Origin of the sequence: Ancylobacter sp. (assembly GCF_965229075.1) — a bacterium.
Taxonomy (GTDB): Bacteria; Pseudomonadota; Alphaproteobacteria; order Rhizobiales; family Xanthobacteraceae; genus Ancylobacter.
In genome coordinates, this window is record NZ_CBDDIO010000002.1 from 1,994,636 (window position 1) to 2,020,691 (window position 26,056).

General features: G+C 65.3%; 23 protein-coding genes. 16 read left to right on the plus strand and 7 right to left on the minus strand.

The genetic code is table 11. From position 1 onward, the window contains the following. Positions 1-83: 83 nt before the first annotated feature. From ACO07Z_RS15385 to ACO07Z_RS15400, 4 genes are all read right to left on the minus strand, one after another. Positions 84-1,574: a hypothetical protein gene (locus tag ACO07Z_RS15385; RefSeq protein ID WP_421699501.1), complete on the minus strand. Its 1,491-nt coding sequence runs from the start codon at positions 1,572-1,574 to the stop codon at positions 84-86. A 131-nt stretch (positions 1,575-1,705) separates the two neighbouring features. Beyond that, complete coding sequence (locus ACO07Z_RS15390) at positions 1,706-2,470, minus strand: DnaJ domain-containing protein (protein WP_421699502.1); 765 nt, start codon at positions 2,468-2,470, stop codon at positions 1,706-1,708. A 2-nt stretch (positions 2,471-2,472) separates the two neighbouring features. After that, a complete protein-coding gene (locus ACO07Z_RS15395) occupies positions 2,473-4,842 on the minus strand; it encodes a GumC family protein (RefSeq protein ID WP_421699503.1) in 2,370 nt (789 codons plus the stop codon). A 47-nt stretch (positions 4,843-4,889) separates the two neighbouring features. After that, the gene (locus ACO07Z_RS15400; protein WP_421699504.1) at positions 4,890-5,465 is read right to left on the minus strand and encodes a polysaccharide biosynthesis/export family protein; all 576 of its coding nucleotides are present in this window, start codon (positions 5,463-5,465) and stop codon (positions 4,890-4,892) included. Between ACO07Z_RS15400 and ACO07Z_RS15405 the strand changes: the two genes are divergently transcribed. Then, a complete protein-coding gene (locus ACO07Z_RS15405) occupies positions 5,464-5,610 on the plus strand; it encodes a hypothetical protein (protein WP_421699505.1) in 147 nt (48 codons plus the stop codon). The genes ACO07Z_RS15400 and ACO07Z_RS15405 overlap by 2 nt on opposite strands. A gap of 27 nt (positions 5,611-5,637) precedes the next feature. Here the strand turns inward: ACO07Z_RS15405 and ACO07Z_RS15410 are convergent, their stop codons facing one another. Then, positions 5,638-6,483, minus strand: coding sequence for a tyrosine-protein phosphatase (locus ACO07Z_RS15410; protein WP_421699506.1), 846 nt, complete (start codon positions 6,481-6,483; stop codon positions 5,638-5,640). Positions 6,484-6,924: 441 nt separating this feature from the next. Between ACO07Z_RS15410 and ACO07Z_RS15415 the strand changes: the two genes are divergently transcribed. From ACO07Z_RS15415 to ACO07Z_RS15425, 3 genes are all read left to right on the plus strand, one after another. After that, positions 6,925-7,329 carry a hypothetical protein gene (locus ACO07Z_RS15415; protein ID WP_421699507.1) on the plus strand — a complete coding sequence of 135 codons (405 nt, stop codon included), beginning with the start codon at positions 6,925-6,927 and terminating at the stop codon, positions 7,327-7,329. 34 nt (positions 7,330-7,363) lie between these two features. Beyond that, entirely contained in the window at positions 7,364-8,884 is a 1,521-nt protein-coding gene (locus tag ACO07Z_RS15420) for an O-antigen ligase family protein (protein WP_421699508.1), read from the plus strand. 114 nt (positions 8,885-8,998) lie between these two features. Then, a complete protein-coding gene (locus tag ACO07Z_RS15425) occupies positions 8,999-9,580 on the plus strand; it encodes a sugar transferase (RefSeq protein ID WP_421699509.1) in 582 nt (193 codons plus the stop codon). On the opposite strand, the gene ACO07Z_RS15430 is transcribed toward ACO07Z_RS15425, so the two are convergent. Then, complete coding sequence (locus tag ACO07Z_RS15430) at positions 9,567-10,481, minus strand: NAD-dependent epimerase/dehydratase family protein (protein ID WP_421699510.1); 915 nt, start codon at positions 10,479-10,481, stop codon at positions 9,567-9,569. The two genes, ACO07Z_RS15425 and ACO07Z_RS15430, sit on opposite strands and share 14 nt — an antisense overlap. Positions 10,482-10,534: 53 nt before the next feature. Between ACO07Z_RS15430 and ACO07Z_RS15435 the strand changes: the two genes are divergently transcribed. Continuing rightward, on the plus strand, positions 10,535-11,818 hold the full coding sequence (locus ACO07Z_RS15435) for a glycosyltransferase family 4 protein (protein ID WP_421699511.1): 1,284 nt from the start codon (positions 10,535-10,537) through the stop codon (positions 11,816-11,818). A 151-nt stretch (positions 11,819-11,969) separates the two neighbouring features. Beyond that, positions 11,970-13,934 carry a polysaccharide biosynthesis protein gene (locus ACO07Z_RS15440; protein ID WP_421699512.1) on the plus strand — a complete coding sequence of 655 codons (1,965 nt, stop codon included), beginning with the start codon at positions 11,970-11,972 and terminating at the stop codon, positions 13,932-13,934. Between the two features lie 12 nt (positions 13,935-13,946). Here the strand turns inward: ACO07Z_RS15440 and ACO07Z_RS15445 are convergent, their stop codons facing one another. Next, on the minus strand, positions 13,947-14,510 hold the full coding sequence (locus ACO07Z_RS15445) for a class I SAM-dependent methyltransferase (RefSeq protein ID WP_421699513.1): 564 nt from the start codon (positions 14,508-14,510) through the stop codon (positions 13,947-13,949). Between the two features lie 582 nt (positions 14,511-15,092). On the opposite strand from ACO07Z_RS15445, the gene ACO07Z_RS15450 reads away from it, so the two are divergent. From ACO07Z_RS15450 to ACO07Z_RS15495, 10 genes are all read left to right on the plus strand, one after another. Then, entirely contained in the window at positions 15,093-16,823 is a 1,731-nt protein-coding gene (locus ACO07Z_RS15450) for an ABC transporter ATP-binding protein (protein ID WP_421699514.1), read from the plus strand. Further along, positions 16,820-18,010, plus strand: a complete 1,191-nt coding sequence (locus ACO07Z_RS15455) for a glycosyltransferase family 4 protein (RefSeq protein ID WP_421699515.1) — start codon at positions 16,820-16,822, stop codon at positions 18,008-18,010. Before ACO07Z_RS15450 ends, ACO07Z_RS15455 begins: the two co-directional genes overlap by 4 nt. Before the next feature lie 24 nt (positions 18,011-18,034). Then, the gene (locus ACO07Z_RS15460; protein ID WP_421699516.1) at positions 18,035-18,796 is read left to right on the plus strand and encodes a class I SAM-dependent methyltransferase; all 762 of its coding nucleotides are present in this window, start codon (positions 18,035-18,037) and stop codon (positions 18,794-18,796) included. Between the two features lie 81 nt (positions 18,797-18,877). After that, positions 18,878-19,984 carry a glycosyltransferase gene (locus ACO07Z_RS15465; protein ID WP_421699517.1) on the plus strand — a complete coding sequence of 369 codons (1,107 nt, stop codon included), beginning with the start codon at positions 18,878-18,880 and terminating at the stop codon, positions 19,982-19,984. A gap of 149 nt (positions 19,985-20,133) precedes the next feature. Then, positions 20,134-20,457, plus strand: coding sequence for a hypothetical protein (locus ACO07Z_RS15470; RefSeq protein WP_421699518.1), 324 nt, complete (start codon positions 20,134-20,136; stop codon positions 20,455-20,457). After that, positions 20,426-21,463, plus strand: coding sequence for an O-antigen ligase family protein (locus ACO07Z_RS15475; RefSeq protein WP_421699519.1), 1,038 nt, complete (start codon positions 20,426-20,428; stop codon positions 21,461-21,463). Before ACO07Z_RS15470 ends, ACO07Z_RS15475 begins: the two co-directional genes overlap by 32 nt. Positions 21,464-21,527: 64 nt before the next feature. Next, complete coding sequence (locus tag ACO07Z_RS15480; RefSeq protein WP_421699520.1) at positions 21,528-22,652, plus strand: glycosyltransferase; 1,125 nt, start codon at positions 21,528-21,530, stop codon at positions 22,650-22,652. After that, positions 22,636-23,850, plus strand: coding sequence for a glycosyltransferase (locus ACO07Z_RS15485; RefSeq protein WP_421699521.1), 1,215 nt, complete (start codon positions 22,636-22,638; stop codon positions 23,848-23,850). The genes ACO07Z_RS15480 and ACO07Z_RS15485 overlap by 17 nt, the downstream gene beginning before the upstream one ends. A gap of 5 nt (positions 23,851-23,855) precedes the next feature. Beyond that, positions 23,856-25,010, plus strand: coding sequence for a glycosyltransferase (locus ACO07Z_RS15490; RefSeq protein WP_421699522.1), 1,155 nt, complete (start codon positions 23,856-23,858; stop codon positions 25,008-25,010). Next, a complete protein-coding gene (locus ACO07Z_RS15495; RefSeq protein WP_421700828.1) occupies positions 25,010-26,032 on the plus strand; it encodes a polysaccharide biosynthesis protein in 1,023 nt (340 codons plus the stop codon). Before ACO07Z_RS15490 ends, ACO07Z_RS15495 begins: the two co-directional genes overlap by 1 nt. Positions 26,033-26,056: the final 24 nt, after the last annotated feature.

Below are 26,056 nucleotides of genomic sequence, written 5' to 3' on the forward strand. Positions count from 1 at the left end.
ACGCCGCATCGGCGGGGGCTTTGATCTTAGGCAAGAGCGGGCAAGCGCCCGCGGGTCAGCGCCGGCGGGCCAGCGGCCGGGGCTCAGCCGCCGGATGTCGCCGGTTCCACCGGCGTGATCTGCAGCGACTGGAACTGGATCTCGCCGGAGGCGAACTGCTCCGAGGTCGAGCGCGAATCGTGGAACAGCCGCAGCCGCTGGGCATCGCAGCGGCCATTATTGGGAATGGTGATGTCGAAGGAGAACGGCCGCCACAGGCGCGGCGCGCCCATCAGCTGGGTCGACTGGCCGGCCACCGGTCCGCCGGGATAGCACAGCAGCTGCCAGACCATGCCGCGCTTGGAGGACATGACACCCTTCTGCTCGCCGGAGAACTGGTAGCGGCCGGGCCGCAGGAAGGTGACCTGCTCGATCGCGCCCAGCCGGATGCGGCCGACGCCGAAGCGGATGCGCAGCACGCGCCCGTCCACCGTGTCGTTGCGCGGCTGAAGATCGATGAAGGCGTTCATCGGCCGCGGCAGGTTCCAGTTGAAGGGCAGGGTGCTGGGGTCGCGGGCGAAATCGAGATTGTTCACCGGGCGGACCTGCAACACCTCCTCCGCCGGCAGCATTTGCAGCCAGATATTATAGGCGCCTTCGGCCCGCTTTTCCGCCGCCATCCGCGCCCGCAGCAGCGGGATCAGCTCGGCCTCGCTCGGTGGGCTGCCGGCCTCCTTCAGTGCCTGGATCAGCGCCAGCGGCGCGTCCGAGGCGGCCAGCTTGGCCCCCATGCTGCGCAGGAACAGCGGGCGCCAGCCGGGATCGCGCACCAGCGCCGCGACCAGCGCCGCGCGCCCCTCCGGCTCCAGCGCCAGCGAATTGAGATAGCTGAGCGTGTATTCGTTGAGTGCCGGCCGTGTTTGCAGCAGCACCGCCGCCAGCGCCACCACGCCTTGATAGTCCTTGCGCTCGTAATCCTGGTGCATCAGCCAGAAGGCGGCCACGGTCTCGCGGCGCGAGCGGGCGACGGCGTCCAGCATCGCCTGGCGGCTGGCATTGAGGTCGTCGGTGGTGTCGCCGAGCAGGCGGTGGGCCGAGGGCTCCAGCGGCGCGGCGGCGGCGATGCGGGCGGCGATGTCGCGCAGGCCGGCGCGGATGGCGGGCAGTTCCGCCGCGGCGGGCGGTATAGCCGGGGCCGCAGCGTCGTCCGGTGCGTCCGCGGCGGCATTGGTGGCCGGTGCGGCGAGAGAGGCGGCGTGCTCCCGCTCCGCCTGCGCCAGCGCGTCCTCGGCCGGGGGGGCCTCATCCACGGGGGCGGCTTCGCCGTCGCGATCAGGGTTCTCCTGGGCGATCTTGCCCTGCTGCTCCGCCTGCGCCGCCGCTTGCTGGGCGGCGGCTTCTTCGTGCGCCCGCGTCGTGGCGGCAGCGAGCCGGACGCGTTCCTCCCGCGCCAGTGTCAGCAGCGCCTGCGGATGGTCGGGATAGAGCCACAGCGCCAGCTGCGGGTGGCGCTCGGCCAGTGCCATGGGCAGCGAGGTGGTGGCGATGAGCACGGCGAGAGCCACCAGGCCGGCGGCGAGCGCCGCGCTGCGCACGGGATGCACCGCCAGGGCGAGGCGCGCATTCCGCAGCCAGCCAAAGCGAGGCCATGAAAAGCGAAGCCAGGAAAAGCGTAGCCCGGAGGATCGTGGGCGCGGCGAGGGCCGGCGCCGGTGTTTCGGCGTGCTCATCGGCGGCCCCAGAGAAGACCCCAGAGCCGTATCCACAGCGAGGGTTCCTCAAGCCGGTGGACGCTGAGCGGCAGCGGCCGCCGCGAAAGGCCGCTCCCTGCGCCGGCGCCGCCAGAACGAGAGCCGTTCGTGCCCGGCCCGCCGCCATTCGGCGCGCGCGGCCCGGCCTTCGGCGACCGTGTCTTGCCGGAAGGCCCCTTGGCCGCATTGGGCCTCGCGGCGCCCGGCTTGCCACCTCCCGGCACGGCACCATTGGTGCGGGCGCCGGTCGACGCAGAGGCGCGGCTCGCTCCGGCACGTGTGCCGGCGCTCGGCGCGGGCGGGCGGCGCAGCTCATAGGCCTCGCGCCGCTCCGGCGTCTTCAGGTCCTCCCAGGCGCGGGAGACGCGGGCGGCGAACACTTCCCGGTCGAGCGGCCCGTTGCGCTGCGCCTGCAGGTCGGGATGCAGCCAGCGCATCAGCAGCGCCATGTTGTGCCGCAGCTCCTCATGGGTGGACTGCGGCCCGCCACCGAGCACGCGGTAGCTGTCGGCGTCGCGGCAAAGCAGCGCCTGTTCGATGAAGAAGCCGGCGGCCTCCTGCAAGGGTTGCCGGGTGAAGCCGCTGCGGCGGCTGGCGGTGGCAAGCGCCTCTTCCTCGCCGACGGCGATGGCGAGCAGCCGGCCGACATCCGGCGGCAGCGGCCGGCCGGGCAGGCTGCGGACCCTGACCGGGTCCTTGAACAAAGCGAGCGCGGCGTCGAGCGCGTCGGGCTCCGCCATGGTCAGGCCGCTTCGGAATGGTCGGTCTTGGCGTCGCGGCGGCCGAATTTCGGCAGCAGCGCCTTCACGCTGTCGAGCCCGCGCGCGCCGCTCGGGCTGCCGGTGTCGGTGCCCTGCCCATATTCGTAGCCATAGCCGTAGCCATAACCGTAGCCATAGCCGTAATGGGCGCTGCGGGTGTCGAACTTGGTCAGCACGACGCCGATGGTGGCGGCGCGGGCGATCTGCAGCCGGCGCAGCGCGTTGCGGGCGATGGCACGGCGCCCGTCTCCGGAGCCGGTGACGAAGATGGTGGCCTGCGCGGCGGCGCCGAGCAGCTGGGCGTCGGCGATGCTGAGCATGGGCGGGCTGTCGAAGATCAGCAGGTCGTAAATCTCCAGCCCGACCGAGATCAGCGAGAACACATGGGTGCCGCCGAGGATTTCCGCCGCATTGGGCGGCAGCGGGCCGGAGGCGAGGAAATCGAGCGTGTCGAGATCGGTCGCCTGCACCACATCGTGCAGGGTCGACATGCCGGTGAGGCAATTGCTCAGCCCCACCGAATTGTCATAGCCGAGCTTGCTGTGCACAGAGGGGCGGCGCAGATCGGCGTCGATCAGCAGCACGCGCTTGCCGGTGATGGCGTAGTGGCGGGCGAGCGCGATGGCGGTGCTCGACTTGCCCTCGGAGGCGCCGGCGCTGGTCACCACCAGCGTGCGCGGCAGCCCGCTCTCGGTGGCGAATTGCAGCGAGGTCGCCAGCGAGCGATAGGCCTCGGCGATGGCCGAGCGTGGATCGCTCAGTTCGGCGACGATGCCATTGGGGAACTCGGCGCGTGGCACGATGCCGAGGATCGGCAGGCCGGTGGCCTTCTCCGCGTCCTCCGGCGTGCGGATGCGGTCATCCAGCAGTTCGATCAGGCAGGCCGCGCCGAAACCGCCGATCAGCCCGAGCATCAGCCCGCCGGCCAGCAGCAGCATCGTGCGCGGGTGCGAGGGGCCACCCGGCGGCAGGGCGCGGTCGACGATGAAGACGTTGTTGGTGCCGACGCCGCTGGCGACATCGACTTCCTTATAGCGCTGCAGCAGGTCGTTATAGAGGTTGCGGCTGGAATCGACCTCGCGCTGGAGAATGCCGTAGCGCACGCTCTTCTTCTGCAGATCCAGCACCTCGGCGCGCAGCTGATCGATCCGCTGGCGCATCTGCGCTTCCTGATTGGACGAGGACTCGTAGGCGGCTTTCAGCGAGCTGCGGATGGCCGCGACTTCGGCGGCGAGCTGGCGGTCGATCTCGGCAATCTTGTTGGAAATCTCGACCATGGCGGGATAGCCGGGCTTGAAGGTCTCAAGTCCCTGCTCATACTGCCGCCGGAGCTCGTTGCGCTGGGTGCGCAGCCCGTCGATGACGTTGTTGGTCAAGAGCTGCGGCAGGTTGATGCCCGTGGCGGCGTCCACCTGCTTCCAGTTTTCCTCGTCGCGAATGCGGGTGGAGATGAGCTGGCCGAGCGCGGCATTGGCGGCGGCGAGATTGCTCTCGGCGATCGAGACCTTGTCATTGGTCTGGACCATGTTCTCGCTTTCCGAGAAGGCGATCACCGCCCGCTCGGATTCCTCAAGCCGCAGCTTCAGCTGCTTGATCTGGTCTTCGAGGAACACCTTGGCATAGGAGCTGGCCTCGAACCGCTTGTCGAGATTGGAGGCGATATAGGCGTCGGCATAGGCATTGGCGATCGAGGCCGCCCGGGTCGGCGATTCGTCAGTGTATTTGATGTCGACCAGTCGCGACGCGGTCACCGGGCGAATATCGACATCGCCCTTCACCCGGCCCACGGCGCGGCGGTGATTGCGCTCCTGCTCCGCCGCCGAATTGGATTCCTCGGACGAGCCGGAGAACAGGCCGAACAGGCTGCCGATCAGTCCGGGGGAGGAGGCGGTGAAATCCGCGTTCTGATCGAGGCCCAGCGCCGCCACCACGCGCTCTGACATGGCGCGGCTTTTCAGGATTTCATATTGCGTCTTCTGGAACTCGGCGCCGCCGCGCTCGGTGGGCGAGATCGTGCCACCGTCGACGATCTTGCTCGCCTCGCTATCGATCTGGATGCGGACATTCGCCGTGTAGAGCGGGGTGGCGAGGAAGCTGTAGACCAGCGCGATGACGCCGAGGGCGCCAGCGCTGCTGAGGATCAGCGTCCGCCATTTCAGCGCAATGCCGATCACATAGTGCAGCGCGGCGGCGAGTTCGGATTCGTGGTGCGTTTCCGGCCCGACATAGGCGGCGGCGCCGTAGCCATAGCCGTAACTGTCGCGCGACGCGGGGAGATTCCGGCTCTCCTGTACAACCGGAAGGTTGCGATCGCTGCCCGGCCGTCCGCTCTCCGCCCCCTCGCCCATCATCCGTTTATGCTTCCCTTGAGGCGCATCCGCTGCTCGCTCTGGTTGGGCTACAATAGCATGAAGGCGTTGAAAAGCGGCACGGACTGGAAAATGTACCGCATGCCGATCTTGAGGTCGGAACTCGGCACCGTCACGATGTCACCCGCCTGAAGGTCCGGGTCGCTGGCCTTCTGCGAGCGTAGATCGGCGACGCTGAACTTGGCCACCGCCGTCTTGCCGTCCACTCGGCGGAACACCAGGATGGTGCCTTCCGCCACTTCCTGCATGCCGCCGGCCATGGCGATGGACTGCAGCAGCGACATCGGCCCCTGCATCGGGAACACGCCCGGCTTGTTCACGGCACCGTCCACGGTGATGCGGTGGCTGTTATATTCCTTCACCAGCACCGTCACCTGCGGGTTGCGCAGGTAATTGCCGCCGAGCTTGGCGGCGAGGTCCTTCTCGATCTCGCTCACCGTGCGGCCGGCCGCCGGGATATCGCCCACCAGCGGGAAGGCGAAGCTGCCGCTTTCCGACACCTGCACCGTCTTGGTCAGGTCGTCGACCTTGAATACCGTTATGTTCAGCACGTCGAGCGGGCCGACGCGGTAGCCGTCCGAGCCGGGCGTGCTGACGGCGGTCATGGCACTCACCGCTGCCGCCTCGCCCGCCGGGAGGCTCACCGGCTGCGCGGCCACCGGGGTGCTCGCCGCCGCCGGCGTCGCCGCCGTGCGGGTCGCGGCAGCGCTGCTGCGGGCCGCGGCCGGCGGCCCATCCGAGTCCGTGTAGCTTGCCGTCGAGGCGGAGGGCGCAGGATTATCGCCCGACGAGGCGACGCAGCCGGCCAAGAAGACCGCCGCCACCATCAGCGCCGCGATGCGTGCGGAAATCGTCGCTCTCGTTCCGCCCAGCCTCATTGAACCCCATCCCCGTCGACGCACACTCGGCCGGCGCCCTGTCCAAAACGATATCGCGCGGGCATTGCACCGCCAGGCGCGTGGCTTCCGCCGATCCCACCAGCACTTCGGCCGCCCGACGGCCTTCCGCAAGGTCCGGCGGGCGCTTCACCGTATCATGCGCGTCGCTGGCGAGGATATGCGCCTTTCCCTCGCTGACCATCTTCTCCGCCCAGTATTTGGGCCGACGCCCGAAACGGCCGGTGAGCGAACCGGAGGTAATCTGCATCCACACACCGCGCGCGGCCATGCGTTCGATCAGATCGTACTTCTCCTCGATCCACTTCAACCGCTCCGGGTGGGTCACGATAGGCACATAATTCGCCAAAAGAATGGTAAAGACCAAGTCGTCCAGCCGCGCGGGGGCGACATTGTGCGGCGGCTCCACCAGCACATAACGGGTGTCTCCGAGCGTCAGCAGCCGCCCGCGGCCGATCTCGTCGGCGAAATCCGGCACGATGTGGTTGTCGGCGCCGGGAATGAGGATGAGCGGCACACCCGCCTCGTCGAGCACGCGCTGGAGATCGTCCACCGCCTGGCGGATCTTGGGGCCTTCATTGTGATAGACGCCTGGCAGGATGTGCGGGGTGCAGGCGACGATCTCCACCCCTTGGGCGACATGCAACCGCGCCATTTCAAGCGAGACGGCGTAATCGGCCGCGCCGTCGTCGATGCCGGGCAGAATATGATTGTGCAGATCGATCATGGGGCCCATCTGTGCATGCGGCCAGCGGGAGCGTCCTTGCGGGCGGTCAATCGGCCGCACCCCGCACGCCATGCCAAGGGCCGGCGCCGCCGTGTCACAGGTGTGCAGATAGGGGGCCGGCGCCGCCGTGTCACAGGTGTGCAGATAGGGCGGGGGAGGGGGTTCAGCAAGAAGCGCGGGCGCCCGGCCCGCCATTGCAGATACGCGACGCCGTGAAGGCGGCGCTCTTGCCCACAGGGGGCGGCAACGGCGAAGCTGGGGCGAAGATCATGGTTGTGTAGGGGAATCTCGGCATTCCTCGCGCGCAGAAGAGCGATAAGAGACAATCTGGAAACCACGTCATCCCAGCGGTTTTGATTTCAGGGAGCAAAGCCAGTAACATTTCGCAAGGTTGGCGTGCCAGGGGTTACGTTTCGTAAGGTGGGGCAAATGAGGCGTTGTGTGGCGTATGCGTCGGTGGCGGGACTCGTCTCGCTCGGCATGATCGGTTCGGCGGCGGCGGATGCCTGCCAGACCACGGGCACGCTGGCCGAGGCGGTGGGTACGGTGCTGGTCGACAAGGGCCAGGGCTTTGCCCCGGGCGTCGTCGGCGCTTCGCTGAAGGGCGGCGACAAGGTGGCGGTGCAGGGTACCGGCAGCGCTGTGATCGATTTCGGCAATGAGCGCACCGTAACCGTGCCGTCTTCCACGACCGAGACCCTGCGCGTCCCCGGCTGTGGCGTGGTGCTGGACGATTCCACCGGGCTGGTGATCGGCACCGTCGCGGTCGGCGGCGGCATCGCGGCAGCCATTGCCCTCTCCAACAATGACAGCAAGAATGGGATCATCTTCCCGGTCAGCCCGTGATCGGGGTGACGAACGAGGCGCGTGAAAGAGGCAATTGGCCCTGTTTCTGAAGCCACATGGCGACGGGGGGGTGGCGTATGGTGCGTCGGTCCTCCTGCTGTTCGCGACTATCGTGCTCGGCGGGGCCACGCGCGCGGGCTACCTCGCCGATGTGTTGCTGCAGTTCTTTTCCCTCCCCTTCCTCGCCCTGGCGGCGTGGCTCTGGCTTGATCGGCTGACCGTCCCCCCCGGCCGCCCGCGGCTCAGCCTCGGTCTCGCCTGCGGCACCGCGATCGCGGTGGTCGGCGTACTCATCGCGCTGGCGCAGTTCTTTCCGCTGTTCGGCGCGCCGGGCTGGGGCGGCATCTCCACCCGCCTTGTCGCCGCCGGCGGGCAGGGGCTGGAGGGCGTCGCGTGGACGGGTAGTTCCTCCGTCGATCCGGCGGCAAGTCTCGCCGCGCTCCCCGCCGTGCTGCCGCCGCTGGCGCTGTTTCTTCTGGTCGCCCTGCTCGACGAGGAGCGCCGCCTGCGCTTTGCCGGCTGGGCGTTGGTCTTCGGCTTCCTGGCGCTGTTCCTCGGCATTCTGCAGGTGATGCAGGGGCCGGCCAGCGCGCTGCGCTTCTTCGAGATCAGCAATCGCTCGGAATCGGTGGGCTTCTTCGCCAACCGCAACCATTTTGCCGCGCAGCTCTATGTGACCTTCCTCATCGGCGTCGCCTGGCTGGTTGGTCGTGGTGGCGGTGTCCTGGGGCATCGTGGCGCGAGCACGCCGAAGATGATCTGGCTCGCGGGCGCGTTCTGTCTTGGCCTGCTGATCATGGCCGGCATCGCGCTCGCCCGCTCGCGCGCCGGCATCCTGCTGCTGCTGCTGGGGCTGGCCGGCGTGGTGGTGATGGCGCCGCTGATCCTCGCCGTGCTGCGCGGGCGCGCCGCCGCTCCCCGGCGGGTGCGCAGCCTCGTGCTCGCGCTGCTGGTGGGGCTAGTGTTGCTGGTCGGCCAGCTCGGCGCCGACCGCTTTCTCGGCCGTTTCGGCGGCGGCCTTGTCGACCAGATGCGCGCGACCCTCAATGAGACGACGCTGCAGGCCGCGCTGGAAGCTCTGCCCTTCGGCACCGGGCTTGGCACCTTCACCGCCGTGTTCCCGGTCTATGAAGGCGCGGCGACGCTCGCCCCGCAATATGTCAACCGCGCCCATGACGACTGGGTGGAGTTCTTCCTCGAAACCGGCCTTGCCGGCGGGGTGCTGGTGGCGCTGTTCCTCGTCTGGTTCGGCGCGCGCGTGTACCGGCTGTGGATTGCCCCGGAGGAGACGGGAGCGACGCGGCTCCTGGTGCTGCAGCAATGCGCCTCGCTGGCGGTGCTACTGCTGCTGCTGCATTCCTTCGTCGATTATCCCCTGCGCACCGCCACCATGCTCGCCTATTTCGCCGCCTGCTGCGCGCTGATGACGCCGGCCGAGGCGCTGGCGCGGGTCACGCGGCGGCAGGCGCGCGCGCCCACCACTCCCGCCGTCCCCACGCGCGCCGCGCCGGCGCGCCGGCCAATGCGGCCCCCCGGCGCGGGAGCACGGACATGATCACGCGGGCCGCGCCTTCCAGCTTTGCAGCACCGGCTCGTGCGCGGCTTCCCTCGGCCCGCCGTGCCGGGGCCCCCTTCCGGGTGCCTTCGCGCTGCCAAAGGGTTGTCGCGCATGTCTGATTTCTACGCCAAGGGGGGCAAGCGCCTGCTCGATGTGGCGCTGGCGCTGGCGCTGATCGTGCCGGCGGGCCTCGTCTGTCTTGGCTGCGTGGTGGCGATTCGGCTGGAAAGCCCGGGTCCGGGTCTGTTCCGGCAAACACGGGTAGGGCGAAATCGCCGTCCGTTCGTGCTCTACAAGCTGCGAACCATGACGACCAATACGGGCAACCACCCCAGCCACGAAGTGCCGCCGGCGGCGATCACCCGCCTCGGCGCCCTCCTGCGCAGGACCAAACTCGACGAACTGCCGCAACTGGTGAATGTGTTGCGGGGCGATATGAGCTTTGTCGGGCCGCGCCCCTGTCTGCCGAGCCAGGAGTTGCTGATTTCCGAGCGCGCCCGGCGTGGCGTTTATGGGGTGCGGCCGGGCATTACCGGCCCGGCGCAGATCGCCGGTATCGACATGTCGACGCCGGTGGAGCTGGCGCAAGCGGATGCGGTTTATCTTACGGAGATCGCGCTGGCGTCGGATCTCGGCTATCTCGTCAAAACCGCAAGGGGCGGCGGCCGTGGCGACGCGGCTATGCGTTGCTGATGTCCTCGCCGAGAAAGGCGAGGCTTTGCGGCATCTGCTCGACGGGGCGCCAGCCGAAGGCGGTCGTGAGTTCCTGCACGGGAGCCATCTCCAGCCCGTCGACGATCCCCCCCACCAGATCGCGCCGGCCGGTGGCAGAGCCGATGGCTCGCAGGAAGTTGGGCGGCACGGGAAGCAGCAGTGGCGCGCGTCCGCGCTGGGCTCCCATCATAATGGCCAGCTCACGCGTCGAGATCGCTTGTCCATCCCAGGGTTCGAAGACCCGACCCGCAGCGGCAGCCCAGCGCTCGGACCCCGCCAAGGCGATGGTGCGGACCAGCGAGGCGAGGTTGGTGCGAGAAAGGTAAGCGCGGGGTGCCCGCGCCGCACCCACAGGGAGCGGAATCGGCTTTTGCGAAAGACGCGCCAGCGCCGCGAAGCCGCCCCTGCAACCGGGGCCATAGACCGGTGGCAAGCGCAGGATCACGGTCTTCAGGTCGCCGGCGGCCATAAACCGCTCTTCGAGTGCCCGCTTGGCCGCACCATACGCACCCCGGCCCTCGCGCGCATACACACTGCTGGCGAGGATGATGCCCTTCATGCCTGTTTCACGGGCGGCGGCAATGATGGCGTCCGCATTGCGCAGGCCGGCTTGCGGATCACGCGCGGCGAGGCGCGAAGGGTCATCGGCAAGATGCAGAACGAAATCCGAGCCCGAGAAGGCGCCTTCGAGCGCCGCCGGGTCGCTGTAGGAAGGAATGCGGGTCCAGTCGGTCGCGGGCGGCAGCCAGGCGGGGCGCGAATGCCGGGAGACGGCACGGTATTCCAAGTGGGTGCCGGGCGCCTCTGCGAGCAGGCCGCGCGCGATAAAGCCTGTGGCCCCCGTGACCGCAAGCCTGACTTTCTCATTTTCGCGCGTCATGTTTCTCATTATTCTGGCCTGAGGGCGGTAAATATGCGAAGTCTCGCATCCTTATGAGAATAGCTTTCATATCCCAGTATTTTTTCCCTGAGCAGTTCTCAAATACGGCGATCGCTCGCGATCTTGTCGCGCGCGGTCATCAGGTTCACGTTTTTACCTGCGTGCCAAACTATCCTGCCGGTGTTTTTTTCGAGGGGTACTCAAATGCCTTGCGCCGCGAGGAAAACTGGGAGGGCATGCGCATCAGTCGAGTCTATACCTTCCCTCGCGGAAAGACGGCGGCAGCGCTTCTACTGAACTTTCTCGCCTTTCCCGTGGCGGCGAGCTGGACATTGTCCAGACGGCTCGCGCCAGCGGCGGATGTGTCCTTCGTCTCGATGCCCTCGCCCTTGCTGCAGGCTTTCGCCGGCCTTTTTCTGCGCTGGCGGACCGGCACGCCCTGCGTCTACTGGGTTCAGGACATCTGGCCGGAGAGCGTCACCTATACGCTCGGCATCCATAACCGGGCGGTGGTGGGTCTTCTCAATGCGCTCTGCGGCTGGCTCTACCGCCGGGCCGATATCGTCATGATCCAGAGCGCGGCGTTTCACAGCATGATCGCGCGCTTCGGCGTTCCGGAGGAGCGTATACGGCTCCTGCCCAATACCGCACCCGACTCTTACGTCCCGATGGCACCGCAGGACGCGCCGGAATATGCGGGGATCGTTCCGCAGGATGGGTTCCGCCTGATGTTCGCGGGAAACATCGGCGAGAGCCAGGACTTCGATACGCTGATCGCTGCCGCCGGCCTGCTGCGCGCGCGCTACGATCTGCGCTGGGTGATCGTGGGCAGCGGCCGGGATCAGGCGCGCGCGCAGAAGCTCATCGCCGAGCGCGGTCTGAAGGATCGCTTCCACTTCCTCGGGCGCTTTCCAGAGACCGAGATGCCGAAGCTATTCGCCCATGCGGATGCGATGCTGGTGAGCCTGAAGGACATTCCGATCTTCAGCCTGACTGTCCCCTACAAGGTCCAGTGCTACATGGCCTGCGGCAAACCCATTCTGGCCTCGCTTTCGGGAGAGGGGGCGCGAATAATCGAGGAGGCCGAGGCCGGGCTCGCCGTTCCGGCGGGTCGGCCCGAAGCCCTTGCCGATGCCATCACACGGATGATGGATACCGACCCCGAAGCGCGGGCCGCCTATGCGGACAATGGCCGCCGCTACTTCGAGGCCCATTATTCGCCCGAACAGGTCTATGGCGCTCTTGAGTGCGCCCTGCACGACGCGGCTGGTCTTCGGGCCGAGCGGCGGGCGCGGAGACATGCGAGCCGATCCCGCCCGGCCGGTGGGGATTGTTAAATGTTCTGGCGTCATGTGACGGTGTGTCGGACGTGCAGGCGGAAGAGAGTGAACTTTTGGCGGCAATGAGCGCAATTGAAGGCGTGGGGCCGCAGGGCGGATATCCTCGCCCCTCCTTTCGCCGCGAGGGACACGATGGAAAGGGAAGGCGATGACAGGACGCTTTCTCAACTATCTCATCGGTCTGAGCCGGTCGCGGAAGCGGGCCGTGCTGATGCTGGTGGATGCGGGGCTGCTGGCGTTCAGCTTCGGGCTGGCCATGGCGCTGCGTCTCGACGGGTTTTCGCCGGCTCTGGCGCCGTCGAGCTGGCTGGCCTTTGCGCTCGTCCTGCCCTGCACCTTGCTATTGTTTCACCTGATGGGCCTTTACCGGGCCGTGGTGCGCCATGTCGCCGGGCGCACGGTGCAGGTGCTCGCCTTCGGCCTTGCCGTCTCGGGGGTGCTGCTGCTGCTGGCGGCCAAGAGCTTCGGCCTGTTCCTGCCGCGTTCGGTGCCCGCCATCTATTGGCTTCTGGCAATGGGGCTCTTGGGCGGGGCGCGCTTCGGCCTGCGCGCACTGTACCGCCAGCGCCTGGCGCGGCTGAAGGCGCGGGTGATCATTTTCGGGGCCGGCAGCGCCGGTCGCCAGCTTTTCGCCACCCTGGAACATGGCGGCGATTACGCGCCCGTCGCCTTTGTCGACGATGCGTCGGAGCTGCAGGGCCGCGACATTGGCGGCCTACGGGTCTATTCGCCGGCGCGCCTGCCGAGCCTGGTGGCGGAACACGGTGTCGAATGCGTGCTGCTGGCGATTCCCAGCGCCACGCGGCGCCAGCGCCGCGATATATTGGAGCGGCTGGAACCGCTGGGTCTGCGCGTCCAGACCGTTCCCGGGCTTTCCGACATCGTCTCGGGCCGGGCGGAACTCAGCGAAATCCGCGAGGTCGCGATCGAGGACCTGCTCGGCCGCGACCTGGTGCCGCCGCGCCAGGACCTGCTCGACGCCAATATCCGGGGCAAGACGGTGATGGTGACGGGCGCGGGGGGCTCGATCGGCAGCGAGCTGTGCCGGCAGATTCTGAGTCAGCGCCCGGCGCGGCTGGTGCTGCTCGATCTGTCGGAGTTCGGGCTCTATGGCATCGATGAGGAGCTGCGGGGCCTTGCCGCGGCGGAATCACCGGAGACGGTGGTCGTGCCCTTGCTTGGCTCCGTGCTCGACCGGCCGCGCCTGGACGGCGCGCTGCGCGATTTTGCCGTCGACACCATCTTCCATGCCGCCGCCTACAAGCACGTCCCGCTGGTGGAGCGGAACCCCGTGGAGGGGCTGCGCAACAATGTCTTCGGCACGCTCGCCTTGGCGGAGGCGGCGCGAACCGCAGGGGTGAGGGCGTTTGTCCTGGTCTCGACCGACAAGGCGGTGCGGCCGACCAACGTCATGGGCGCCTCCAAGCGCATCGCCGAGCTGATCTGCCAGGCCTTGAGCGGGCTGCCGGGCGAGACGGTCTTCTCTATTGTCCGCTTCGGCAATGTGGTCGGTTCGTCAGGCTCGGTCATCCCGCTCTTTCGCAAGCAGATCGAGGCCGGCGGGCCCGTAACGGTCACGCATCCGGACATCACCCGCTATTTCATGGCCATACCGGAAGCGGCGCAGCTGGTCATTCAGGCCGGCGCCATGGCACGGGGCGGCGATGTGTTCATCCTCGACATGGGCGAGCCGGTGCGGATCGTCGATCTCGCCACGCGCATGGTGCGGCTGATCGGTCTCAACCCGGTTGTGGCGCGTGCGGGAGGGGCGGGCGTCGTTCCGGCAAAGGGCGATATCGAAATCCGGTTCACCGAGCTGAGGCCGGGGGAGAAACTGTTCGAGGAACTGCTCGTTGGCAGCGACGCCCATCCCACAGAGCATCCCCGCATCATGACGGCGACCGAGGTCGCGATGGACTGGCCGGCGCTCGACGCGCTGCTGCAGCGGCTGGCCGCCGCATGTGACGCCCACGACCTGCCGACGCTGCGCGACCTTCTGCGCGAAGCTCCCACCGGCTATGAGCCGGCGGAAGCGATCGGCGATCTGCGCTGGCTGAGGATGCCGTCGCAGCCGACGCCGAAGGAAGGCGCCGGCCTCTCCGGTGCCGCCTGAGCCGGCGGAAACTCAGGCGGTGCGCAGCCAGGGCAAGGCCTCGTCCCATGTTGCCAGGGGCAGGCGCGTGTAGTTCTCGTAGAAATAGGGGAACTGGGGCCCGCCCAGCGTGCCGCTGAAATCGGCGAGCGCGCTGCCCGGCTCCAGCACCCGGATCACGCCGACCCCGTGGTCGATCTTCACGATCTTGAAGTCGACCCCCTCGGTCTGCAGCAGCTCGAAAGCCACCTTCCAGCCCTGGCCGACCCAGGCGGTGATCTCCGAATAGGGCTCGTGCTGTTCCATGACATTACTGGGCAGCATGTCGTGCATGGCGATCCAGCCGCCGGGCTTGATCGCCTTGAGGGCGTTGGCGACATCGCGATGAACCTGGTCGTAGGTGTGCAGGCCGTCGATGAAGATCAGGTCGAATTTCTGGGTGTTGGTGGCGAAGAACGCATCCGAGGTCGCACGCACCGTACCACCCTGGACGGGGTCGACACCGACCTTGACCGCCAAGGGTATGGAATCGAACAGGTCGTTCTTGAAGCAGCCGATTTCCAGGTAAGCGCTGTCCGGCTTGCGGGCGGCGAGCACGTTGAGAAGGGCGACGCGGTTATAGTGGGTGGCCTTCCAGTTCCAATCGATCTTCCAGCCCTGCCCCTGGCGCTCGTATTCCTCTTGACATAGGCGGCGTGCAGGCGGGCTTTATGGCGATACCTCTGCGCGAACCGGAGGGCTCGGAAAGGAAGGCTCATGCTGATTCGGCGATCCATGCCCGTCGTCGTCCCCTCTTTGAAAGATCCGCTCCGCCACCCCTATCAGAAGACGCGGCGTATCAGAAAGTCAGGGCGTGGCGGCATGGAACGGTAGCCCAATGCAGAGTGGCCGCGAAGGTGAGAGAAAAGCCGCGATTCACGGCCATCTTCGACGGCGGCGGGCGCGATTGCCTGATAATAAGCGACGTGTCAGAAGGGCGCGCCGGGCACTTGCCTGCAGGCTGCGCGGCGCCAACCTTCGGCGGGTGTCGCAGAGCCCGCGTCAGTGGCAAAAGAGGCTTCAGGGCGCCACGCCAAGGCCCGGCCGGCCCACCCACGGCAGCGGAAAGAACGGGCAACAGGTTTCTCGTGGTGATGAAGCGGTGAGTGAGGCGTGACAGGATCGACACCGGACAGGACCGTGCTGCAGGCAGGCCGCGCGCTTTTCAGCGAGCTGAGCCCGGCCCGGCGCCGCGCGGCGATGCCGCTGCTCATTCTCATGCTGGTCGGCGCTTTCGCCGAGATTTTCAATCTCGGGGCCGTCGTCGTCTTCCTCTCCATCATTGCCGAGCCCGCTTCGATCGGGCGGTTCCCGCGGCTGGCGCAATTCCTGTCCTGGGTCGGGGCGGACACGCCGCGAGGCTGGGCCGCTGTGGTGACCGTGTTCTTCTGCCTCTGCGTGCTGTTCGCGGCGTTGATCCGGTTGCAGCTTCTCAAGCGGACGATGGGCTTCGTCTACGATGTCTCCTATGAGCTGGGATCGCGGCTGTTCTTCCTCACGCTGCATCAGGATTACATCCACCACACCCGGCAGAATTCCAGCGAACTCCTGGCGGCGGTGAACAAGGCGCAGCAGGTGACCGGCGAAATCCTGCTGCCGGCCATGCAGGCGCTGGTCGGGGCGATCCTCGCCCTGTTCATCGTGGTGGGGCTGGTGTGGATCGACCCAATGATAGCTGTTGTGTCCGGCGTGGCGCTGACAGGCATCTACGTCGCGACGTCGATCGTCAGCCGCGCGCAGCTCCAACGCAACAGCCACATCGTGGCCCGCGCGCAGAATGTGCGGGTGAAGGTGATGCAGGAAGGCATCGGCGGCATTCGCGACATCCTGCTCGATCGCTCGCAATCGGTGTTCGTTGAGGCCTATGACCGGGCGGAGGCCGACATACGCAACGCGCGGGAAACGACCGCGCTTGCGGCCTTCGGGCCCCGCTACGTGGTGGAGGCGCTTGGCATCGTCGTCGTTGCCATTGTGGCGTGCGTGGCCTCGCTCGGCGCCGGCGGCCTTACGCAGGTGCTGCCGACGCTGGGGGCGCTGGCGCTCGGCGCGCAGCGCCTGTTGCCGTTGCTGCAGCAGATCTATTCGGGCTGGGCTACCACGACGGGCAACCGCCAGGCGCTGTACGACCTGACGGCGCTGCTGCAGCGGCCCGTGCCGCCGGCGCCCTCGACGGCCGTCTCGCTGGCTTTCCGCAACAAGCTCGCCATCGAGCATGTCGGCTACTGCTACAATGAGGGCGGGCGCCCGGCGCTGGTCGATGTCAATCTCACCATCCCGCGCGGCGCGCGGGTCGGTATCGCCGGCAAGACCGGCAGTGGCAAGTCGACGTTGATGGATATCATCATCGGCCTGCTGGAGCCGACCCAGGGCGCGATACGGGTGGACGACGTGCTCCTCACCGCCGCCAACCGTCACGCCTGGCAGCGCCACATCGCCCATGTTCCGCAGGCGATCTTCCTGTCGGATGCCAGTATCTCGGAGAACATCGCCTTCGGTGTGCGCCCCGCCGATATCGATCCGGAGCGGGTGCGCCGCGCCGCCGAGCAGGCGGAACTGACGGATGTCATCGAGGCGCTGCCCAAGGGCTACGAGACGCGGGTGGGCGAGCGCGGCATCCAGCTCTCCGGCGGCCAGCGCCAGCGCATCGGCATCGCGCGCGCGCTCTACAAGCAGGCCTCGGTGCTGGTGTTCGACGAAGCCACCAGCGCGCTCGACAACGAGACCGAAGCGGCGGTGATGCGGGCTATCGAGCGACTGGACCGGGAACTCACCATCCTCATCATCGCGCACCGGCTATCGACGCTGGAAGGCTGCGACATGGTGGTGAGGCTGGAAGGCGGGCGCGCCTTTGTGCAGGAGAAGGTGGCGTGAGTGCTGGCGCCGCGGCCCGTCCTGCGACGGCCCGCGTCCTGCTCTGCATCGTTGTGGGCGCCCCCCAGCACTATGGCGTGGGGCAGGTGTGGGACGACGTGCTGCGCGGCTTCGCGGCGCGCGGCTGGAAGGTCATCCTGGCGGTGCTCGACAGCGCTCATGCGCAGGCCTGGCAGGCCGCCTATCCTGATGTCGCCGTGGTATCGGCGCCGACATCCGCTTCGGTGGTTCCGGTGGCGTCCGGCCGGTGGAACAAGCTGGCGTCGATGGCGCGCCGTGTCGGCCGGCAAGTGTCGCATCTGGGCTGGCTCACCCGGCTGGCGAGGCAGCGCGGGGTCGGCACGGTGATCGTCCAGACGCCGCCGGAAACGCTGCTCGCGGCGCTGGTGGCGCGCCGGGCGAAGCTGCGGGCCTTGTGGCTGGTGCCCAATGCCATCGGCGACAATGTGCCGCTCAACCTCAACCGGCGAATCTACCGCACGGTCTTCCGGCTCGGCATGGTTCCCGTCGCCAATTCCCGCTTCACTGACTCGACGTTCGGGTCGGGCCGGCATGAGCGCCATGTGGTTCATCTGGGCGTCGACACGACCTACTTTGCCCCCGGTGGCGATCCGCGACCGGTGCGCGAGGCCTTCGGCATTCCGATGGACGCGCCCGTCATCGGGCTGTTCGCGCGGATGACACCCTCCAAGGGCCAGGACAGGCTGGTCGAGGCGCTCGCCCGGAGCGGGACTCCTTTTCACGTGCTGCTCTGCGGAGGGCCGGTGGAAGGCGACTATGCCGATCATCTCCGGCGCCGGACCCGTGAACTTGGCCTGACCGGCCGCGTACATCTCGCCGGGCCGCAGACCGATCTCCGCCCCTTCTTCGCCGCCAGCGACATCATCGCCAATGTGCGGGTCGATCCCGAACCGTTCGGTCTGACCATCATCGAGGCGATGGCCTGCGGCAAGCCGGTGCTTGTGCACGGCCTCGGCGGTCCGTTGGAACTCGTTGACGACGGCGTGGAGGGCTGGGTTCTTGCCGATGCCGGGATTGCCACCATTGCCGAAGGCCTCCGCCGTGCCCTAGCCTCACGTTGGGAGTGGTCCGCGCTCGGCCATGCGGGCGCTACGCGGGCAGCGCGCTCCTTCGTTAAAGAGCGCTTCGTGCGGCAGATCGAACAGTTGGCCTGTCCTGATCTGTAGCGAGAGAGAGTCGGAGACCCATCAATGTCCAAATTGCCGTTCATCCGACAGCTCATCTGGGGAAATGCCGCCTGGTTCTCGCTCGTCTTTCAATCATTGTTCGGAGCGGCAGGTCGTGTCGTTCTTTCCAACGTGTGCCACGCAATGAGTGTCTATAAGAGACAGCCGCGCCTGAGAAAGGTCCCGCTTTCCGATGTGGTGCCGCGTAGCATAGAGATCAATCTGTCTCATGTCACGAGCGAGAATTGGCAAGTAACAACCTACGAACTCGCATCGATTATTTCAATCGTCCTGTCAAAGAGCCCACAGCGCTTTTTCGAGTTCGGCACGTTTGACGGCAGAACATCACTTAATGTCCTGCGAAATGCCCCGGCGACTCAGGTCTTCAGTATTGATCTTCCACCGGGCGATGTAAATTTGCCGGACCAGAAGAAGGTTGGAAATCTGATTGGCGAGGAGTTTCGCGGCGATGATAACCGCTTCACCCAGCTGCTCGGTAATTCCCTGCACTTCGACTTCACGCCTTATCGCGGCAGTGTGGATGTGGTCTTCATTGATGCCGGTCACAGCTATGCCTGCGCCATTGCCGATTCCCGCTCGGCCTGCCGCCTGATCGGTGAAAGGGGCGGGGTCATCATCTGGCATGATTATGCAACTTGGCCCGGCGTTACGCAGGCGGTTGAGGAGATTCATGCGCTGACGCGGGAAAAGGCCGATATGTTCTGGATCGAATGCACCACGTTGGCTGTGATGATGGCGAAGCCCGGGATTTTACTTCTGGAGTAAATTCCATGTCTAGCGCCTTGCTTTGCCGCAATAAATTAGTCCACGCGTATCATTGATATTCAATTTGTGAAAAGATCGTACATGAAAATCGCAATGATAGCAATCCATGACCCAAATGTGTATCCAGGTTTCTACGACCTTGCGATAAAGATGTCCAATATTTGTAATAAAACATACTATATATCAAGACCTGAGTTGACGTTGAATGGAGCTGATGGCGGCAGTTTGTCGTTGTTGAAATTCACGATTCCGGATAGTATTCTTAAGAATGTTCCGTGGTTTAGGTCTGGGCATGATAAGGTCGTCGGTTTTCTCAAGGATGTTCAGCCAAACCTAATAATTGCAGAAAATGAATTTCTCATGCCGTCAATATTTTATAAGAATATTTTTGACAAAAATGTAATTATAGCTAGTTTTATAATGGATAATGAAAGAAATAGGAATTATATGAAAATAATTAAGCCATTAAGCGGGGACATAAGTATTCAGATCGAATGTTGTGACGTTCTCTGCCGTTTCCGCCAGGAAGATTGGCCAAAGATGACGGCGAAGTCGTTTATTTTGAGGCACGCGCCCTCCCTCCGTGAGGGTGCCAAGTTCCTGCAACATCAGGGGGCGGCCCGGATCGTGTTCACCAGTTCGAGGTATGTTCTCGGATTGAACCGCGAGCGGCTGGCGCGTTTTCTCGGGCGGTTGTGTTTGCACGGAATCTCGGTCGACTGGTACTTTCCTCATCAAGATGAGAGCCGTGACATTGCCCGGACACTGCTGTCACATCCCCTGTACACGGTACGTGAGCGGGTCGGAAAGGCGCAACTACTCGACACGCTGAGCGGCTACGATGTGGGCCTGCACTGGGCGCCGATGGCCGAGCAGGACTATGACTACAACTACTTCCAGTCGACCGCGTCCAACAAAATTGGCGAATATGTTGCGGCCGGGCTGGCGGTTGCCTATGCCGGAAATCCCGGCTTGGCGTTTCTGCCCCGCGAGATTTCGCTCATCTTCGACCCGACGGATCCCGAGGCCGGTGCCGACCAGTTGGCGGCGTCGCTGTCGGATCGCGCCGGCCTTGAGAGGATGCGGGCGGCGTCGCTTCGCTATCATCAGGAGGAGCTGAACATTGAGGCACAGGCGGCTCCGTTCCTGCGCTATGTCCGGGAAGAGCTGATGCCGCGATTTGCCTGACAGGCGCGTGCGGACGGTGGTCGGTGCGCTACACCGGCGGTCGCCTATGCTATGATTTCCAGGAATTGCCCGTTCTGCCACGCCTCCATGCCAGAGGCCTTCGGCCGATGGCCATGGGCGAATGACGGGATGATGGGGAGCGCGATGGCGTGAGTTATGGTCTGGCGCACGATCGGATGCGGGCGTCGCCCCTTGGCCTGAGCGCTCGGCCCAAGGTCGATTACATCTACCTCGCGGTCATCATCATGTCGTTCCCAGGCTACCCGCTGGTGGCGGCGTTCGCCACCCTGTCCGGCTTGCCGAACACGCCGATGTCGCTGGCGATGCGCGCCCTCAACTTCTGCTTGGCGCTGCTGTTGGTCGTCGGCGGGATCGTGAGTCGCCGGGGGCGAAGCGCTTCGGTGCTGCTTCTGCTGCTGGTCCTGTTCTGGGGGGGCGTATGTGGTCCGCCTCTATGTCGACACGCTCTATGAGCCCCTCTTCCTCGGCAGGGAGGTTTCCTATTACTGGGTCTGGTCCATCGGCGGCTGTCTGGTGCCCATGCTCGGCCTGGCGATGCGCACCAGTCGTCCCGAGCAGGCGGACGACTATTTCCGCTGGCTTTACGTCGCCACCTTCTGCGCCTGCTTCATGTCTATGTCCTTGGCCACCGGTGCGGTGAGCAATGAGGCGGGAATAGAGTATGAATCGGGGCGCATGCGGCTGGAGGCCCTGAACCCTATCGCTCTTGGCCATCTCGGCGCCATGCTGGTGATATTGTCGGCATGGGCACTGCTGTTCCATCGCCCCTGGGCGCGCGGTTCGCGGCGGCTGTTCCTGCTGGTCGGGCTGGCCATTGGCGCCTACGTGCTGCTGGCGGCCAACTCGCGCGGTCCGGTTCTTGCCGTCCTGACCTGTTTCCTGTTTCTTCTGTGCTTTGTCAGCTTCCGCTACAAATTCGCGGTGATGGCGTTTCTGGTCGTCGGCGCGCTGGCGGTGGTGCCCTTGTCGCTGTATTTGCAGGAAGCACACAACATCAATGCCTTTAGCCGGCTGTTCGGCATGTCGCTGGAAGAGCACGCTCAGCAATCTTCGCGGCTCGACCTCTATGCCAGCGCCTTCGAGGTCTTCTGGGCCAACCCGTGGCTCGGCGGGGCAATGGAGGATCCTTCCACTCAAGGCTACCCGCACAACGTCATCGTCGAATCTTTCATGGCTCTCGGCTTTTTCGTGACGGTGCTGTTCATCGGCGTGCTGGTGGCTCTGTGTTTCCGCGCTGCCCTCCTGTTCCGGCGCTACCCTCAATATGGCTGGCCGGCGCTGCTGTTCCTGCAGTATCTGGTCGGCGCGCAGTTTTCGGGGGCGCTTTACGGCTCAACCTTCATGTGGTGCGCGATCGGCCTGCTTCTGTCTTTCGGCGATCAGGCGCGCGAGAGGGCGTTCCAGGTGTCGCGCGCGGCGATGCCAGTTCGACCGCGTTTGGAGCGGCAGACATGGTGAACGCGGCCCGCTCCCTCGTCATCCGGTGGCGCGCGCTCTGCCGGGCCGGGAAGATAAAGCGCCTATGAAGGCCTCGCGTGTGATCATCTTTCAGCCGACGCTGCCGAGCTACCGCGTCGATCTGTTCGCGCGGGTCGCGGAAGATCTCCCCTGTCAGACCGAGGTGTGGCACTCCTCCGCCCAACTCGGGGTGTTAACGCAGCGTGAGGAGCGTTTTGCCTGGGAGCGGCGGCTGCCGGCCATGCGCGCCCTGCTGCCGGGCCTCGACTGGCAGCCCGGCGTTCTGACGACACCGGTCGGACCGGGCGACATCGTCGTCCTCTCGGGCGCGCCGCGCAATGTGTCGAACATGCTCATGTTGGCCTGGGCGCGCTGGCGCGGTGCGCGCACCGTGTGGTGGGGGCAGTATTGGAGCAGCACCAGCCGCACGCATCGCTTCCTGTTGCGCCTCCTGCTCATGAAGCTCAGCCACGCCATCCTGTTCTACACCGACGACGAGGTCGAGGCGTATCGCAACGGCTTGGGGCGCGGGGACCGTCGGCCGGTCGACGCGCTCAATAACGGCATCAATGTCGGGCCGATAGTGGCCGAGCGGGCGCCCTACGTGCCCGGACAGCGGCCGCGCTCCCTGCTGTTCATCGGCCGTCTCACTGAGAAAGCCGAGCTTGGCACCCTGCTCGATGCGTTGGCCCGTCCGGAACTGGCGGATGTCCGGCTTGAGATCGTCGGCGATGGCGAGGAGCGGTCCTCTCTTGAGGAAAAGGCGGCCCGGCTGGGCCTCACGGGCCGTCTTGCCTGGCATGGGGGTATGACCGACGAGCGCGCCATTGCCGCGATCGCCAATCGCTGCCGGCTGTTCGTCTATCCCGGCGGGGTCGGCCTCAGTTTGCTGCATGCCATGGCGTATGGCCTGCCGGTGGTGGTACATGACGAGCGCTGGCGGCACATGCCGGAAATCGCGGCGTTCCACCGTGCGCGTTGCGGCCTGAATTTCGAGAGAGGAAACCCGGTCGCCCTGGCGCGCGCCATCGCGCAAGCGCTGAACGTCACCGAGGTGGATGACGGCTGGTCCGTGGCGGCGGCGCGCGTGGCCGAGCACGAATTCAGCACCCAGGAAATGGCGAGGCGCTTCTGCCGCCTGTTGCAGCGGGTTGAGGCGGGGGAAGACCGGCATGCCGCCACTTCGTGAGGCGAAGGGTCCCTCGCCGAGATCAGGCACGGCCCCGGCCCGTCCCGTCGTCCTTGTGACCATCGGCCACTATCTCCCCGGTTTTCGCGCCGGCGGCCCCATTCACAGCCTCGCCCATCTGGTCGAGCATTTGTCGGACGAGTTCGACTTCCGCATCGTCTCCACCGATCGCGATCTCGGGGATGAGCAGGCCTATCCCGGCATAGAGACCGACCGCTGGCTGCCGGTGGGGCCGGCGCGGGTGCTCTACGCCTCGCCGCCGCGGCAAGGCGCACGGGCCATCGCTCGCCTCATCGCCGAGACGCCGCACGACCTCCTGTACCTCAACAGTTTCTTCTCGCCCCGCTTCACCATCGGGCCGCTGCTGGCGCGGCGGCTCGGCCTGGTCCCCCGGCGGCCGACGGTGCTGGCGCCGCGCGGGGAGTTCTCGCCGGGAGCGCTGGCGCTGGAAGCTTGGAAGAAGCGCTTCTATCTCGCCGCCGGCAGGGCGGCCGGCCTGTTCCGTGACATTCACTGGCAGGCGTCGTCGGATTTCGAGGCGCGGGACATCCGCGCCGCCATCGGGCCGCAGGCGCGGCTGAGTGTAGCCTGCGACCTGCCGGCGCCGCTCGGCGCGCATGCTCCTCCCCATACGCCGCGGCAGCCCGGCGCGCCGTTGCGGATTGCCTTCGTCAGCCGTATCTCGCCCATGAAGAACCTCGACTATGCGCTGAAAGTGCTCGCGAGGGTTCGTGTGCCGGTGCGGTTCAGCATTGCCGGCCCCGCCGAGGATGCCGAGCATGTCCGGCTGTGCCGCACCCTGGCGGAGGGGCTTGGGCCTCATGTCCATGTCGATTGGCTCGGCCCGCTGCATCCCGAGCAGGTGGGCGCGGTCTTCGCCGCGCATGACCTGTTCTTCTTCCCGACGCGCGGCGAGAATTACGGTCATGTCATCGCCGAATCGTTGGCGGCGGGAACGCCGGTGCTGATCGCCGACACCACGCCGTGGCGGGGGCTCGCCGAAGCGGGTGTCGGCGACGACCTGCCGCTTGGCGATCCCGCCGCCTTCGCCGCCCGTATCGAGGCGCTGGCGGCGGAACCGGTCGAGGAAGCGCAGGCCCGGCGCCGTCGGGCAGCAACGTTCAGTTACCATGGAAGGGACGACGATATTCAAGCCAATCGTCGTTTGTTCCGGTTTTCGATTGTCGCAGGATATTAATGTTTATGGCCGAGTGCACCGTACCCAAGACCATCATAATCAATGCGGCAAACCTCCACGGCGGAGGCGGTGTGCAGGTTGCGATCTCGTTCCTCGACGAGCTTGCCCGCCTTGAGGTTCATAGGTCGGGATTGACTGTCTTGGCTTCGGACGAGGTGGCGGAGGGGCTGAGTGAACTAGGCGTCGACGTCTCGGTGTTTCGGTCGTTCGAGGTCGTGAATTCCTACGGCCCATGGCGAGGATTCAGCGTTCTGAGAGAAAAGCTAAAGCGCGCCGACCTTGCTTTTACGCTGTTCGGTCCTCTTTATCAGATTAAAAAGCCAAATATTAGCATAGTAGGTTTTGCACAGCCCTGGATCGCCTATCCCGATAATGAAGTTTACAATAAACTATCGTATTTTAGCGCAATTTTGAATCGTATAAAGTTCGCCGTTCAGAAAAATGTTTTTAAATTTTCAAGTGATTTCATTGTGGTAGAATCTGAGAATATCCGGGATCAACTTATTTCCCTGGGTGTCGTGAAGCCTTCTGACATTTCGGTCGTTTCAAACTGCATTAGCGGGATTTATCAACGATCAGACGTGTGGCGCAACGTTAAAATGCCTGTCACGCCAGGTAGAATTCGACTTGGGATCGTAACGCGCGATTATATCCACAAGAACCTCGACATAATACCGGCCGTGAAGGCGTGTCTCGAGAAAGATTATGGCATTGATTCGGCTTTCTTTGTTACGTTTACAGAAAGCGAATGGATTAAAAAATCTGAAGAATTCAAAAATGCTGTTTTCAATATCGGTGTTATTAGACCAGAGCAGTGTCCGAGTTTTTATCAGCAGATCGATGCCGTTTTTTTTCCGAGTCTGCTCGAGTGTTTTTCGGCTACTCCGCTCGAGGCCTTGGCGTCAAAGAAGCCTCTTTTTGCCTCTAACAGGCCGTTCGTTTCAGAATATTGTGGGAATTTTCCAATGTACTTCGACCCAAATTCACCTGCAGACGCCGCGCGTGTCATTGCTGAGTTCGTGCATAAGGGCATAAGTTCCGAACGCGTCGAGTCGGCATGCCAGCATGTGCGTTCGCTTCCCGGCGCTCGAGATCGCGCACTGGCCTATCTGCAGATTGTGGAGCGGCTCATGGCTGGAAAACCGGGGAGTACGCCTTGATGCAGCACGAGCGGGTTTTGATCACCGGCGGCACCGGCTCGTTTGGGCGGACGATGCTGCAGGATCTGCTGCGTCGGGGCTGTGCGGAAATCCGCGTGTTCAGCCGCGACGAGGAAAAGCAGGACATGCTGCGCGGCACGCTGCGCAGCGGCAATGTCCGTTTCTACATCGGTGATGTGCGCGACCGCGACAGTGTCGACCGCGCGATGGCGGGTGCCACCCGCGTTTTCCACGCGGCGGCGCTGAAGCAGGTGCCCTCCTGCGAGTTCTTTCCGCTGGAAGCCGTCCGCACCAATATTCTCGGCTCGGAGAATGTGGTGCGCTCCGCGGTGGCGGCCGGTGTGCGCTCGGCGGTGTGCCTGTCCACCGACAAGGCGGTGTTTCCCGTCAACGCCATGGGCATCTCCAAGGCGATGATGGAAAAGCTGGCGCAGGCGCTCGCCCGTTCCATCGGCCCGGAGGCGCCCACCACCATCTCGCTGGTGCGCTATGGCAATGTCATGCATTCGCGCGGTTCGGTGATCCCGCTGTTCATCCGGCAGATCAAGGCGGGCCTGCCGATCACCGTCACCGAGCCCAGCATGACGCGTTTCCTGATGCCGCTGCGCGACTCGGTGGCGCTGGTGCACCATGCCTTCGAGAATGCCCGCCAGGGCGACCTGTTCGTGCGCAAGGCGCCGGCGTCCACCATCGCCGATCTGGTCACGGCGCTGACGGAACTGTTCGGTCGTCCCGACCACCCGGTCGAGGTGATCGGCTGGCGGCATGGCGAGAAGCTGTTCGAGACGCTGGTCAGCGCCCAGGAGCTCATCAAGAGCGAGGATATGGGCGATTATTTCCGCGTCAGCATGGACGGGCGCGACCTGAACTACCGCCATTACTTCGTCGAGGGCGATACCGAGACGGTCGACCAGCAGGATTACCATTCCCACAACACGCAGCGCCTCAGCGTGGCTGAGGTGAAGGCGCTGTTGCTGACCCTCCCCGAGGTTCAGGCCGAGATCGAGGCATGGACGGCGTGAGGAGGAAAGCGCGGGGATGAGTTG

Bases quoted from the DNA above. Each gene is read 5' to 3' on its own strand.
- ACO07Z_RS15390 (WP_421699502.1), bottom strand. From the start codon at position 2,470: ATGGCGGAGCCCGACGCGCTCGACGCCGCGCTCGCTTTGTTCAAGGAC.
- ACO07Z_RS15490 (WP_421699522.1), top strand. From the start codon at position 23,856: ATGGCCGAGTGCACCGTACCCAAGACCATCATAATCAATGCGGCAAAC.
- ACO07Z_RS15435 (WP_421699511.1), top strand. From the start codon at position 10,535: ATGAGAATAGCTTTCATATCCCAGTATTTTTTCCCTGAGCAGTTCTCA.
- ACO07Z_RS15460 (WP_421699516.1), top strand. From the start codon at position 18,035: ATGTCCAAATTGCCGTTCATCCGACAGCTCATCTGGGGAAATGCCGCC.
- ACO07Z_RS15465 (WP_421699517.1), top strand. From the start codon at position 18,878: ATGAAAATCGCAATGATAGCAATCCATGACCCAAATGTGTATCCAGGT.
- ACO07Z_RS15495 (WP_421700828.1), top strand. From the start codon at position 25,010: ATGCAGCACGAGCGGGTTTTGATCACCGGCGGCACCGGCTCGTTTGGG.
- ACO07Z_RS15440 (WP_421699512.1), top strand. From the start codon at position 11,970: ATGACAGGACGCTTTCTCAACTATCTCATCGGTCTGAGCCGGTCGCGG.
- ACO07Z_RS15425 (WP_421699509.1), top strand. From the start codon at position 8,999: ATGTCTGATTTCTACGCCAAGGGGGGCAAGCGCCTGCTCGATGTGGCG.
- ACO07Z_RS15410 (WP_421699506.1), bottom strand. From the start codon at position 6,483: ATGATCGATCTGCACAATCATATTCTGCCCGGCATCGACGACGGCGCG.
- ACO07Z_RS15430 (WP_421699510.1), bottom strand. From the start codon at position 10,481: ATGACGCGCGAAAATGAGAAAGTCAGGCTTGCGGTCACGGGGGCCACA.
- ACO07Z_RS15400 (WP_421699504.1), bottom strand. From the start codon at position 5,465: ATGACCGCCGTCAGCACGCCCGGCTCGGACGGCTACCGCGTCGGCCCG.
- ACO07Z_RS15485 (WP_421699521.1), top strand. From the start codon at position 22,636: ATGCCGCCACTTCGTGAGGCGAAGGGTCCCTCGCCGAGATCAGGCACG.
- ACO07Z_RS15395 (WP_421699503.1), bottom strand. From the start codon at position 4,842: ATGATGGGCGAGGGGGCGGAGAGCGGACGGCCGGGCAGCGATCGCAAC.
- ACO07Z_RS15480 (WP_421699520.1), top strand. From the start codon at position 21,528: ATGAAGGCCTCGCGTGTGATCATCTTTCAGCCGACGCTGCCGAGCTAC.
- ACO07Z_RS15405 (WP_421699505.1), top strand. From the start codon at position 5,464: ATGGCACTCACCGCTGCCGCCTCGCCCGCCGGGAGGCTCACCGGCTGC.